The sequence below is a fragment of the Bacteroides sp. HF-162 genome (assembly GCF_015679285.1).
Lineage (GTDB): Bacteria > Bacteroidota > Bacteroidia > Bacteroidales > Bacteroidaceae > Bacteroides > Bacteroides uniformis.
The window spans coordinates 383,594-396,897 of the sequence record NZ_CP064937.1 but is presented as its reverse complement, the minus strand read 5'-3'; the positions used below and the strand labels follow the sequence as shown (position 1 = coordinate 396,897).

Genomic DNA, 13,304 nt, shown 5'->3' with positions numbered 1-13,304 from the left:
CATGATGAAAAGACTCACCCTCCTTTTATGGGTTGCAGGATTGTTTATATTGGGATTATCTTCACTTCACGCCCAGACCGGAGGCCCGTTTCTTCCTTCGGCTGCAGACAACTGGTGTCGGCAATGGGTGGACTCCGTGTTGTCAGGCCTGAATGTACACGAAAAAGTGGGGCAGCTCATCGTTGCCACCATTCCGGCCAGAGCAGACAAGGCCACGAAAAAGCAGATGCGCGAGCTGGTAAAGAAATACAAGGTCGGTGGCTTGCTGTTTTCCGAAGGTACTCCGGAAGAGCAGGCTATCTTGACCAATATGGCCCGGAAGGATGCCAAGATTCCCGTTATGGTTACTTTCGATGGAGAGTGGGGACTGTCAATGAGGCTGAAAGGCGCTCCGGACTATCCCCGCAATGCTGCCTTGGGATGTATCGAGGATAATGGCCTGATTGAAGAATATGGACGTGAGGTGGCCCGCCAGTTCCGCGAATTGGGGGTACACGTCAATTTTGCACCCGATGCGGATGTCAATACGAATCCGCTGAACCCGGTGATACACGTACGCTCCTTTGGCGAGAACCCGCAGCGGGTGGCGGAAAAGGTGGTGGCATACGGCCGTGGGCTCGAAAGCGGGGGCATACTTTCCGTTTGCAAGCATTTCCCCGGGCATGGCGACACGGATGTGGATTCTCATAAGGCGCTTCCCGCCTTGCACTACGACCGTGTACGCCTGGACAGTGTGGAACTTTATCCCTTCAAGGAAATGGTACGTGCCGGATTGGGGGGTGTCATGGTAGGCCATCTGCAAGTGCAGGCGCTGGACCCGGACGGGGTGACTCCTTCTTCCTTGTCGCGGAATGTGGTGGCCGGGTTGTTGAAGGATGAACTCGGCTTTAAAGGGCTGGTGTTTACCGATGCCTTGGACATGAAGGGTGTGTCTGCCATTCCGCAGGTAACTACCAAAGCACTGCTGGCGGGAAATGATATGGTGCTGGTACAGTTCAATACGAAGAATGCGGTGCAGGAGCTGGTAGATGCAGTGGAGTCGGGACAACTGAGTAAGGACGAACTTGATGCCAAGTGCCGCAAGGTATTGATGTACAAGTATATGCTTGGCTTGAGAAACCGCCAGCCGCAACTTCGGGTCAGCGGAATGAGCTATCGCATCAATACGGAGGAAGCGCAGGCGTTGGCTGCCAAGTTGCGCCGTTCGGCAGTGACTGTATTGAACAATTATTTCGATGTCCTCCCGCTGGCACCGGTGGAAGGTGATATTGCCGTGCTCAGCATCGGAGAGGAGGAGGCGGATGCTCCCTTTGTGGAAGCTATGAAAAAGAATGCAGGCATCAGCCATTTCCACTTGCCTTGGAATGCCGATGAGGCTCTCTGGCAGGAAGTGCAGGGGCAGTTGGCTGCTTTCCGTCGCGTGGTTATCAGTATCACCGGTTCGGCTTATGTCAGCGACCGTGATGTGGCCTTTCTGGAAGGCTTGAACCTGCGTGCTCCGCTGGTCTATACTTTTTTTACCTCTTACCGTACATTGCAACCTCTGGTGCCCGCACTTGCCAAATCCAGCGCTGTGGTGCTGGCACATTCGGCAGAGACGGATTTGCAGCAATACGTGGCTGATGTTCTTTTTGCCAAAAAGCCGGCCAGTGGCAGAATGTCGATGAGTATCGGTAAACTGTTTCCAGCGGGAACGGGTTGTATGATTGAGCCGGGCATGAAACCGGGGAAGACTGTTCCGGAAGATTACGGCATGAAGTCGTATGTGCTGCAAAGTATCGATGCCGTTGCCCGAAAGGGACTGGAAGCGGGAGCTTATCCCGGTTGCCGCGTGCTGGTGTGGAAAGACGGACTGCCGGTATATGACAAAGGCTTCGGAACCCACTCTGATAAGGATACCACTACTGTCCGTTCTTCGGACCTTTTTGATTTGGCTTCGCTGACCAAGACTACGGCTACGTTGCTTGCCGTCATGAAACTGTATGATGAGGGCAAGATAAAACTGGATGACAAGGTTTCCGCTTATCTGCCCTTCTTGCGCAATGGCAACAAGCGGAACATTACTATCCGCGAACTTTTGTTCCACGAATCGGGGCTTCCTCCCTATATCCGTTTCTACCTGGACATCATAGACCCGAATTCGGTGCACGGCCCGTACTCCCAGAGTTGGGTGGACGAGTGGCATCGTACGCAGGTAAGCGAGCATAGCTATTACTGTTCCGACTTCAAGTTCCGCAAAGGGATGGTGTCCGACAAGAACACACCGGTCCATGCCCTGCACATGGCAGATGGCATGTGGCTGAACAAGAGTTTCAAAAATTCCATCCTTCAGCGAATAGCCAAGTGCGAGCTGGACGGCAAACGTTATGTTTACAGCGACCTCGGCTTCGTGCTGTTGCAGCAGGTAGTGGAGAAGGTGACGGAGCTGCCGATGGATTTGTACCTTGCCCGTGAGTTCTATGCCCCGATGGGATTGCAACGTACTATGTTTCTGCCTTTGACGAAGTTCACCAAAGCGGAAATCATGCCCACGGCATCCAATGACTTCCTGCGTCGCCAGGATATATGCGGATATGTGCATGACGAGACTGCTGCCTGCATGGGTGGGGTGTCCGGTAATGCAGGACTTTTCTCTACGGCCGAAGAGGTGGCAAAGGTTTATCAAATGTTGCTGAACGGCGGTGAATTCAATGGCAAGCGTTTCTTGAGTGAGGCAACCTGCCGTTTGTTTACGACGGAGAAATCTGCCATCAGCCGTCGCGGTCTGGGATTCGACAAGCCGGATGTATCCATTGTGAAGCGCAGCCCTTGTGCTCCTTCCGCTCCGGAAGCGGTATATGGACATACCGGATTTACCGGTACTTGTGCTTGGGTGGACCCGGAAAACAAGACAGTGTATGTATTCCTCAGTAACCGCTTGTGCCCCAATGTATGGAACACGAAACTGGGTGACATGAATATAAGAAGAGATATCCAGGAATTGATTTATAAAAGTATTATTCCGCAAATCCCCTAAAAACAATCTATCTATAAGGAATGAAGAGAATATACCTGCTTGCCTATATCACTATATTGTGTTGTCTTTGTCCGCTTCTGAAAGCGCAGCTTGGCCCGATGCCGTTTACTCCGGTGCCGCCGAACGATCCTTCGCTTGTACGTCTCTTGAACAGTGACGTGCGGTGCAGGCAGTGGGTGGATTCCGTCATGCAGCGTCTGACTCTGAAAGAACGCATCGGACAACTGTTCATCTATACGATTGCCCCCCAGCAGGACAAGGCCAACAAGGAACTGCTGCGTAAGGTGGTGGAGGACTATAAGGTAGGCGGTCTGTTATTTTCCGGCGGATTGATGCAGAACCAGGTGATGTTGACCAATGAGGCGCAGCGGATGGCGGAAGTTCCGCTGATGATTACCTTTGACGGTGAATGGGGACTGGCTATGCGCCTCCGCGGTACTCCGAACTTTCCGCGAAACATGGTGCTGGGCTGCATACAGAACGATACACTGATTTATGAATATGGGCGCGAAGTGGCCCGCCAATGCCGTGAACTGGGGGTGCAAGTGAATTTTGCTCCTGTAGCGGATGTGAATATCAATCCCAAGAATCCGGTTATCAATACCCGTTCCTTCGGTGAAAGTCCGTTCAATGTGGCGAACAAGGTTGTTGCCTACTCCAAAGGGTTGGAGGATGGTGGTGTACTTTCTGTCAGCAAGCACTTTCCGGGGCATGGGGATACGGATGTGGATTCTCATAAGGCGTTGCCCGTGCTGCCTTTTACCCGTGCCCGTCTGGACAGCATAGAGCTTTATCCTTTCAGAAAAGCCATTCGTGCCGGATTGGGAGGAATGATGGTGGGGCACTTGGAGGTGCCTACCATAGAGCCGCAAAAGGGGCTCCCGTCTTCGCTTTCGCGTAAGGTAGTTTCCGGTCTGTTGGTGAATGACCTCGGCTTTCAGGGGCTTGTCTTTACGGATGCCCTTGCCATGAAAGGGGTATCGGGCAATGAAAGCATCTGTTTGCAGGCGCTGAAGGCTGGCAATGATTTGCTGCTTGTCCCCCGACGTATAAAGGAAGAAGTGGAGGCTGTGCTTGTCGCTGTGAAAAAAGGGGAGCTGACAGAGAAAGAGATAGAGGCGAAATGCCGTAAAGTACTGAAATATAAATATGCCCTTGGGTTGAAAAAGAAACCCCATGTACAGCTTTCAGGTTTGGGGGCCCGCATCAATACTCCGAAAACGCGTGATTTGATGTGCCGGCTGAACTTGGCGGCCATCACTGTGCTGGATAACCGGGACGAGGTACTTCCGCTGGACCCTTCCATCGGTGAAGTTGCCGTGCTCAATGTGGGAGAAGCGCAGGAAATCCGGCCGTTCCTCAAAGAACTGTCGCAGTATACCCGTCCTGTGGAGTTCCATTTGGGCAAGAATCTGCCGGAGGCTGACGGGAACCGTTTGAGGAATGCGCTGGCCAAGTACAAACGTATTCTGGTCTGTGTCACCGAACACCGTTTGACGCCCTATCAGAATTTCTTTGCAAAGTTCGCTCCTGACGTACCGGTGGTTTATCTGTTCTTTATTCCTGGCAAGCAGGTATTGCAGATAAAACAAGGGGACGCTGCTGCTGAAGCGGTGATTTTGGCACACTCCTCCAACGAGGAGGTACAGCGGCAGGTTGCCCGGATTGTTTATGGCAGCGCTTGTTCAGAGGGACGCTTGTCTGCCAGTATCGGTAGTCGGTTTGCTGCCGGTGCGGGAGTGACGCTGACTCCTCAAAGTACCCCCCGCTTTGTACCCGAAGAGCATGGTATGAATTCCCGTCTGCTGGCTGAAATAGACAAGATAGCTGAAGAAGGCATTCGTGAAGGGGCTTACCCCGGTTGCCAGGTGGTGGTGCTGAAGGATGGCAGGGAGATGTATAATAAAGCTTTCGGTACCCACGTCTGGAACGAGGCCGGAAGCAAGGCGCTTCCCGTAAAGAAGACGGATGTATACGACATCGCTTCGCTGACAAAGACCACAGCCACGCTGCTTGCTGTGATGAAGTTGTACGATGGCGGACGCCTCAATCTTACAGACCGGGTGTCGGATTATCTGCCTTTCCTACAGGATACGGACAAGAAGAATATTACGGTACGCGAACTGCTGATGCATGAATCCGGTCTACCTTCTACCTTGCTATTCTATCAGGAAGCGATTGATGAAGAGAGCTATACCGGCACTTTGTTCAAGGCACGTCCCGATGCCCGGCATTCCGCACGCATCGGACGGCAGACTTGGGCGAACCCTAAGTTCCGCTTCCGTCAGGGACTGACGTTGAAGGTGCAGACACCGGAATATACGATGCAAGTGTCCGACAGCCTTTGGCTGAACCGTTCTTTCAAGCAGGAGTACTTGCAGAAGATTGTGGATACTCCGCTTAGAGATAAACGTTACCGTTATAGTTGTGTGGGCTTTATCTTGTTGCAGCAGTTGGTCGAGGCGCGCACCGGCATGTCTATGGACGAATATTTGGCCAAGGAATTCTATACTCCGATGGGATTGGAGCGTACGGGGTATCTTCCTCTGCGCTTCTTGAAGAAGGAAGATATTGTACCTTCATCAACAGATCCTTTCTTGCGTAAGACTACCTTGCAAGGATTTGTACATGATGAATCCGCAGCTTTTCAGGGTGGCGTTTCCGGTAATGCCGGGCTGTTCTCCACTGCCGAAGAAGTAGCAAAAGTCTATCAGATGTTGCTGAATGGGGGTGAACTGGACGGTAAACGCTATTTGAGCAAGGAGACCTGCAGGGTATTTACTACCACTGTCTCAAGGATAAGCCGCCGGGGGCTGGGATTTGATAAGCCCGACCGGCATAATCCCCAGAAGAGTCCCTGCGCAGAGTCTGCCCCTGCTTCTGTCTATGGTCATACCGGTTTCACGGGTACTTGCGCCTGGACAGACCCGGAGAACGGCTTGGTTTATGTCTTTTTGAGCAACCGCACCTATCCGGATGTGTGGAATAACAAGTTGATGAGGCTGGATATAAGGACGAGGATTCAGGAAGCTGTATATAAGGCGATGCTGGGAGGAAAAAAATAACTGGTAGAATTAAAAAGAGCCTCCCTTGCTCACGCAGGAAAGGCTCTTTTCTTCTTCAATTTTGAAACAATTAAATTCTATCTGTTAAGCTTTAAGTGTGTGTCTTATCAGAACGCAATACCTACGCGCAGACCGAAATTGCTCAAACCGTCTACGCTGTACGTAAAGAGGTCACCTTTGTTCGTACCGTAGCTGTAATAGGCTGCGAAATGCAAGCCCGGTCCATAAGCCCAAGGATACACATTGAAACCAATTTCAGGAGATACATAGAAACCCCATGTATCTTTGTTGGCTTCGAATACGTTGAAAGTTGACTTCAACTGTGCATATTCAGCACCCAGTTTTACACCGGCATACGGCTGGAATGCACCTCCACGGTTCCATACATAGCGGGAGGCCAGACCGAAAGGCAACTGGAATGCAGTGTGCTGCTGGTCGGTATTCAGACTGCCGCCTTCGCCTACGGGAAGTGTCTGGCGACCGAAATACTCATGGTTGCTATGGTAGTTCAAGAAAGCTCCCAATGCAAAATTGTCTGTCAGGAAGTAACCGCCTTCAAAATTCATACCCCAGCCGCTTGATTTGTCGGCGAAGTTGTTGCTGAGGGGAAAGTTATATTGCCAGTCGATATTGGCATAACCGTTATCGGTCATCTGTGCCTTCGTCGGTAGGGCGAAGACGAGAGCAAGAGCGGCAACCGCAAATACTCTCAAGGAAAGATATTTTATTGTTTTCATACTTTGTTCTTGTTTTTTGGTTCAATGGCAACTTCTCAGTCCGGAAAGGATGCTGCCGTATTATTCTTGTTACCTTAATATTGGGTAACCCGTCATTTGTCACTTATAGCTCGTAGCTTGTCACTACTTGTTAGTCAGGTAAGTTGATTGAGTGAAAGCTTGGTTCACACCTTGCACGGCAAGTTTGGTATTGACAGAAGTAGAACCACTCAGCAAGCCGCTCATATAGCTGGTCCACAGAACAGGAAGTTTCTCGCTCTGGCCTTGCGGCGCCTCCAGATTCAACAATTCGCTGATAAAGGAACCGGTACTGTAGGAATAGTTCACGGCATAGGGATAATACCATCCGCCCCAGTTGCCCCAGTAAGGAGCATCCCAGTAGCCTGGATAGTTCCACCACCATTCGGGACGTCCGTAGTCGGTGAAGTAATAGGTACTTCTGACATAGCTTACCTGCAAGCCAAGGTCGGCTTCTTCCCGGTCATCCACACGGATGTAGCCGCGGCTGTTCATGTTAGCAACATAAGCGCTGAGAATTTCCTGGGCATTCTCATCTTTCCAGTATTCGGCGTTTTCCTTATCACCGATGACCAGAATGCTGTCCGGCAAGTAATAAGTTTCGAAGGTTTTGAAATCCGCCTTCTTGTCATAGTTGGTATAAACCAGATAATTATTGTCCAGCTTATCCATGTCAGGGTCTTTTTCGCAAGATGCAAGCGTCACTGCAAAGACCGCTAATAATAGGGGAATAAATTTCTTCATACTTTTATAATTGTTTAGGTTTAATATAAATTCCTGCCCTATGGTACCTTAGGCTTTTGTGAGAAAAAACAAGATAGGATATAAAAGGTTCACGTAGAGGTATGTTAAAAGTGATAAAGGAATAGGGTGACAGCACTTTTAACGTAACTGTCACCCTATTGCACTTATCATGTCATTACTTTATCACCCTATCATCTTTTCCATATCCGTGCTGTCCATCCTCCTCCGGGTGCCATGTGTATGTTCAGCTTGTCTCCCGAGGTCACGGTGCGTACTTCTTTCTTGTAGTCGGTTGCTTCCCGGTCGGCATTGATGCCGTCGGAAAAGATTTCGGCTTCGTAACTTCCTTCTCCAAGGAAGGAAAGGTCGATGGTACAGTCGCGTGGTGTCCAGTCGGTCATGGAGGCGATATACCAGACGTCTCCCTTGCGGCGTGCCAGTGTAAGGTATTCGCCTACTTCACCGTCCAGTGCCACGGTCTCGTCGAAAACGGTAGGCACTTTGGCAATGAAGTCCGTGCATTCCTGCTCCTTCATATATTTGCTGGGGCTGTCGGCAAGCATTTGCAGCGGGGCTTCGAAGAGGGTGTACATCGCCATCTGGTGGACGCGTGTACCCTGGCTCATCGGATGGTCGTTGACGGCACGGAAGGTTTCGCGGGTTGCGTTCATCATGGCTCCCGGTGTGTAGTCCATCGGACCTATAAGCATGCGCAGGTAGGGAGCAGTCACGTCATAGCGCGGGAAGTTGTGGAGGGGGGCTCCGTTCACTATCGGTTCCCATTTGGCGTTCTCCAGTCCCTTTACACCTTCAAAGTTTAGGACGTTGGGATAGGTGCGCTGTATACCGTATGGCTTGAGTCCATGCAGGTCTAATACCAGGCGGTGCTCGGCGGCGCAGGCTACAATGCGTTCTACGGACTGTACTAGTGGCTGGTCGTCACGGTCGAAGAAGTCTATCTTGAAGCCTTTGATACCCATCTGTGCATAGTGGCTGAATGCGGCTTCCGTATCTTTGGCAGAATTTCGCCAGCTTGCCCAGAGAATGATGCCGACGCCCTTCTGGTTTCCGTAGGCTACCAGTTCCTTTAAATCGATATCCGGATTCAGGTCTTTCAATAAGGATTCGTTTCCGCTCCAGCCGTCATCGATGATGATATATTCCAGGTTGTTGTCGGCGGCAAAGTCGATGAATGCCTTATAAGTCGGGGTGTTCATGCCGGCTTTGAAGTCTACTCCAGTCAAGTTGCAGGTGTTCCACCAGTCCCAAGCCACTTTGCCGGGTTTAATCCAGGAAATGTCTTTGATGCGGCAGGCGGAGGCAAGACACTGTGCCATGTCGTTGTCGGCAAGCTGCGTGTCCTTTTCGGTGACGAGTATCACACGCCAGGGGAGCTCCTGCTTGGCACAACGGGCGATGTAGTCTGCACGCTTGGTCGGTATCAGGTTCAGCCGGTTGTGTCCGCCGATTATTTCTTCCAGCGGATAGGGGGCAAATGCTGCCTGCACTCCTTGACGTGTCTGAGGATTTACAGTGAGGAACATGCCGGGATAGTTTTCCAATCCGGCTTCCATGATAACGGCTTTCTTTCCTCCGTCCAGGCAAACCATCAGTGGGGTGATGGAGAGTGAGTCGGTGTGCATTTTGGACAACGGGGCTTCGTCGTAGTAAGACTCGAAGGAGAAGCAATAGCGCTCACCGTTGCGGTTGTCGTTTATGTAAGGTACAAATGCCTGGTAATCCTTGTCGAAATTGAAGTCCGCAGTTTCGTTGAGGACGATAAACGGCTTGTTCTGTTCGGAAATGAAGCGGTAGGCAGCACCGTCATCGTATGCGCGGAACTGTACGCTGTAGCCTCCGCGGCATTTCAGTGTCAACTGGTTGTAGACATCCTCCACACTTGCCTTTTTGTAGAGGGGAGTGGGGAAGGAGGACTCCACAGACTTGCGTTCTGCACGGATTACTTTTACATTTTTACCGAAAGTTATTGCTTTCTTGGCTGATTTTTCATCTCTGCCTTGCAGGGCAATGGCAGAGGGTTGCAGCACTGTGGTGCCGTCGTGTGCTATCTGCCAGGTGAGGGCTTCTCCGGCATCTACCGTAACGGATAGTTTTCCGTTGGGTGATGCAAGTTGGTATTGCTGTGCACGGACCGTGCCCAAGCAAAGGAATAATAAACAAAAGGTTTGAATAAGGAGGCTTTTCATGTTGATTTATTTTTGAATGATTTTCTTTATCTTCTCCAGTTCCTCGGCAGAGAAGTCTGTATTTTCAGTCGCTTTCAGGTTATCTGCCAGTTGGGTAACGGAGCTCGCTCCGATGATGACGCTTGTCACCAGGTCGTCCTTCAACAGCCAGGCAAGTGACATCTCGGCAAGGGTTTGCCCGCGTGAGGCAGCAACTTCGTTGAGTGCCTTGATTTTTTGCAGCGTCTCGTCGGTCAGTGCTTCTTTCTTCAGGAAAGCCCCCTTTGCCATGCGCGAATCTTCGGGAATACCATTTAGGTAGCGGTTGGTCAGCAGGCCCTGCGCCAGCGGGGAGAAGGCGATGAAGCCGGTTCCGTTCCCTTTGGCTTGCTGCAGGATACCTTCTTCTTCCGGTTCGCGGTTGAAGAGATTGTATCTGCCTTGATAGAGCAGGCAGTGTACATCCCGTTCTTCCAGGTATTTGTAGGCAAACTCGGCCGCCTCTTTGGGATATTTGGAGATTCCTACATAGAGTGCTTTGCCTTGCCGTACGATATCAACCAGTGCTTGCAGGGTCTCTTCAAGCGGAGTATCCGGGTCGTAGCGGTGGGAGTAGAAGATGTCCACATACTCCAGGTTCATCCGTTTCAGACTTTGGTTGAGGCTGCTCATCAGGTACTTGCGTGAGCCCCACTCCCCGTAGGGGCCGGGCCACATGTCGTGTCCGGCCTTGGTGGAGATGAATAGTTCGTCCCGATAGGGCATGAAGGATTTCTTCATAATCATTCCGAAAGTCTCTTCGGCGGAACCGTAGGAAGGACCGTAATTGTTGGCGAGGTCGAAATGCGTGATTCCACGGTCGAAGGCATAGTGCGCCATGGCCTGAGAATTGGCAAATGTGTTCACGTCGCCGAAGTTGTGCCACAATCCGAGCGATATTTCTGGCAGCAGGATGCCGCTTTGCCCGCAACGGCGGAATTTCATACCGTTGTCATAGCGTTCGGGCGTTGGAGAATAAATAGGGTTTATCATGATATTGTATTTTGTGGGTTATCCCATTATTACTTCTACTGTATGCGTGCCCGGCAGATGCTTCACTACATTGCCTTCTACCGGCTTGCCGTCTACCGTGACGGACTTGATGCCTTTGCACACACCATCGGGATTCTTCACGGTAATATGATATTCCGCTCCGCGGAACTTGCGCTTCACGTTGAAGCCTTTCCAGTCTGACGGGATACAAGGATTGATTTCCAGACCTTCATACGAAGGCTTGATGCCGAGTATGAATTGCGTGATGGCATACCACATCCAGGCAGCCGTTCCCGTCAGCCAGCTGTTCTTGCCTTCACCGGGGCGGGCGGCGTCCTTGCCGGCCACCATCTGGCAGCATACGTAAGGTTCTACTTTATGCAGGGCACTGTGCTCTTCGGTGTACGACGGGCATATCTTGCGGAAATACTCCCAGGAACGGTCACCCCGTCCCAGTACGGTTTCTCCGATGATGACCCACGGGTTGTTGTGGCAGAAGATACCCGCATTTTCCTTGTAGCCGGCGGGATAGGTGGAGATTTCTCCATACTCCACAACATAGCGGGTGAAGGGTGGATTGTTGAGTACAATACCGTGTTCGCAGTCCAGGCGTTCCTTTACGGAGTCCAGTGCTTTTTCTACCATGCCTTCTTCTAGTCCGATGCCTGCCATGGTGCACCAGCCTTGCGATTCGATGAAGATTTGTCCTTCTTCGTTCTCTTTGGAACCTACCTTGTGGCCGAAGTAATCGTAGGCGCGCAAGTACCAGTCACCGTCCCAGCCATGTTTTTTCACGGCTTCCACCATGTTCTCTATATAGGTTTGCGCTCTGTTTGCTTCGTCGTCTTTACCCAGGCGGCGGCACAGCTCCACGTAGTCGCGTCCGCATACCACGAACAAGCCGGCAATCATCAGCGATTCTGCCTGGCTGCCTTCCGTCTGGTTTTCCGTGGTCTGGAAGGATTCATTCGGGTCCCAGGAGAAGCAGTTCAGGTTCAGGCAGTCATTCCAGTCGGCACGGCCGATGAGGGGCAACATGTGGGGGCCGAGGTTCTCGATGACGTGGTTGAAGGAGACGCGCAGGTGCTCGAACAGAGACACTTCCGAACCTTCTTTGTTGTCGAAGGGGACGGGCTCATCCAGGATACTGAAGTCTCCCGATTCCTTGATGTATGCCACCGTACCGAAGATAAGCCACATGGGGTCATCGTTGAAGCCGCCGCCGATGTCGTTGTTGCCGCGTTTGGTCAGCGGTTGGTATTGGTGGTAGCATCCTCCGTCGGGGAATTGGGTAGAAGCTATGTCGATGATTCGTTCGCGGGCTCGTTCCGGTATCTGATGCACGAAGCCCACGAGGTCCTGGTTGGAGTCGCGGAAACCCATTCCACGACCGATGCCGCTCTCGAAGAAAGAGGCGGAACGGGACATGTTGAAGGTAATCATGCACTGATACTGGTTCCAGATGTTCACCATGCGGTCCAGTTTTTCTTCGTCGGTCTTTACGACGTAGATGTCCAGCAGGCGGTCCCAGTAGGCTTTCAGTTCGGCAAAGGCAGCATCTACTTTGGCGGTAGTGTCGAAGGCCGAAATCATCGCCTTAGCCTTTACCTTATTTATAATAGGTGAAGAGGGTACACTCTGCTTGAACGCTTCATGCAGAGATTCTTCACGTTCCTCGAACTTTGCCTCCTGCTTGTTTTCCACATAGCCCAGCAGGAAGATGAAGTCGCGACTTTCGCCGGGTTGCAGTTCTACTTCCAGATAGTGCGAGGCGATGGGACTCCAACCGTGGGCAATGCTGTTGCCCGGTCTGCCTTCTACTACCCGTTCCGGGTCAGCAAACTCGTTGTAGAGTCCCACGAATGTTTCGCGGTCGGTATCGAAACCGTCTACGGGTGTATTGACACTGTAGAAGGCGTAGTGATTGCGGCGTTCCTTGTATTCCGTCTTGTGGTAGATGACAGACCCGTCCACTTCCACCTCTCCCGTGGAGAAGTTACGCTGGAAGTTCTCCATGTCCGTAGCGGCATTCCACAAGCACCATTCGGCAAAAGAGAATAGTTTGAGTTTTCTCACTTTGGCAGAAGTGTTCCGCAAGGTCAGCTTCTGCACCTCTCCCCAGGTCTTCAGTGGGACGAAGAAGAGCAGGCTGGCTTCGATGCCGTCTTTGGCTCCGGTGATGCGGGTGTAGCTCATGCCGTGGCGGCATTCGTAGCTGTCGAGTGCGGTCTTGCAGGGCTTCCAGGTGGGAGACCATACGTTGCCGCCTTCATTGATGTAGAAGTAGCGTCCCCCGTTGTCCATCGGCACGTTGTTGTAGCGGTAGCGGGTGATGCGGCGGAACTTGGCGTCCTTGTAGAAGGAATAGCCTCCGGCGGTATTGGAGATGAGTGAGAAGAAGTCTTCATTGCCTAGGTAGTTAATCCATGGCCAAGGTGTCTTGGGGTCGGTAATGACGTATTCGCGGTTGTCGTCATCGAAATATCCGAATCTTTTGTCTTGCATA

7 protein-coding genes are annotated in these 13,304 nt (G+C 51.6%); 2 read left to right on the top strand and 5 right to left on the bottom strand.

Annotated features, from left to right (window positions below; translation table 11 throughout):
- The first annotated feature begins 1 nt into the window (after position 1).
- Both ITJ87_RS01560 and ITJ87_RS01555 read left to right on the top strand, forming a co-directional pair.
- Entirely contained in the window at positions 2–3,016 is a 3,015-nt protein-coding gene (locus ITJ87_RS01560) for a glycoside hydrolase family 3 N-terminal domain-containing protein (RefSeq protein ID WP_117966138.1), read from the top strand.
- A gap of 20 nt (positions 3,017–3,036) precedes the next feature.
- The gene (locus ITJ87_RS01555; protein ID WP_117966141.1) at positions 3,037–6,081 is read left to right on the top strand and encodes a glycoside hydrolase family 3 N-terminal domain-containing protein; all 3,045 of its coding nucleotides are present in this window, start codon (positions 3,037–3,039) and stop codon (positions 6,079–6,081) included.
- Between the two features lie 107 nt (positions 6,082–6,188).
- On the opposite strand, the gene ITJ87_RS01550 is transcribed toward ITJ87_RS01555, so the two are convergent.
- The 5 genes from ITJ87_RS01550 to ITJ87_RS01530 form a co-directional block, all read right to left on the bottom strand.
- Positions 6,189–6,818, bottom strand: coding sequence for an outer membrane beta-barrel protein (locus tag ITJ87_RS01550; protein ID WP_005834794.1), 630 nt, complete (start codon positions 6,816–6,818; stop codon positions 6,189–6,191).
- A gap of 123 nt (positions 6,819–6,941) precedes the next feature.
- The gene (locus ITJ87_RS01545; RefSeq protein ID WP_005834796.1) at positions 6,942–7,580 is read right to left on the bottom strand and encodes a DUF4136 domain-containing protein; all 639 of its coding nucleotides are present in this window, start codon (positions 7,578–7,580) and stop codon (positions 6,942–6,944) included.
- Between the two features lie 191 nt (positions 7,581–7,771).
- Positions 7,772–9,787 (bottom strand): glycoside hydrolase family 97 protein, encoded by a 2,016-nt coding sequence (locus ITJ87_RS01540; protein WP_196096303.1) that lies wholly within the window; start codon positions 9,785–9,787, stop codon positions 7,772–7,774.
- Positions 9,788–9,793: 6 nt separating this feature from the next.
- Positions 9,794–10,798, bottom strand: coding sequence for an aldo/keto reductase (locus ITJ87_RS01535; RefSeq protein ID WP_117966147.1), 1,005 nt, complete (start codon positions 10,796–10,798; stop codon positions 9,794–9,796).
- 18 nt (positions 10,799–10,816) lie between these two features.
- Positions 10,817–13,303 (bottom strand): GH36-type glycosyl hydrolase domain-containing protein, encoded by a 2,487-nt coding sequence (locus ITJ87_RS01530; protein ID WP_117966174.1) that lies wholly within the window; start codon positions 13,301–13,303, stop codon positions 10,817–10,819.
- Position 13,304: the final 1 nt, after the last annotated feature.

Excerpts from the sequence above, each read along its gene's own strand:
- ITJ87_RS01560 (WP_117966138.1), top strand. The coding sequence starts at position 2 with ATGATGAAAAGACTCACCCTCCTTTTATGGGTTGCAGGATTGTTTATA.
- ITJ87_RS01555 (WP_117966141.1), top strand. The coding sequence starts at position 3,037 with ATGAAGAGAATATACCTGCTTGCCTATATCACTATATTGTGTTGTCTT.
- ITJ87_RS01550 (WP_005834794.1), bottom strand. The coding sequence starts at position 6,818 with ATGAAAACAATAAAATATCTTTCCTTGAGAGTATTTGCGGTTGCCGCT.
- ITJ87_RS01545 (WP_005834796.1), bottom strand. The coding sequence starts at position 7,580 with ATGAAGAAATTTATTCCCCTATTATTAGCGGTCTTTGCAGTGACGCTT.
- ITJ87_RS01540 (WP_196096303.1), bottom strand. The coding sequence starts at position 9,787 with ATGAAAAGCCTCCTTATTCAAACCTTTTGTTTATTATTCCTTTGCTTG.
- ITJ87_RS01535 (WP_117966147.1), bottom strand. The coding sequence starts at position 10,798 with ATGATAAACCCTATTTATTCTCCAACGCCCGAACGCTATGACAACGGT.
- ITJ87_RS01530 (WP_117966174.1), bottom strand. The coding sequence starts at position 13,303 with ATGCAAGACAAAAGATTCGGATATTTCGATGACGACAACCGCGAATAC.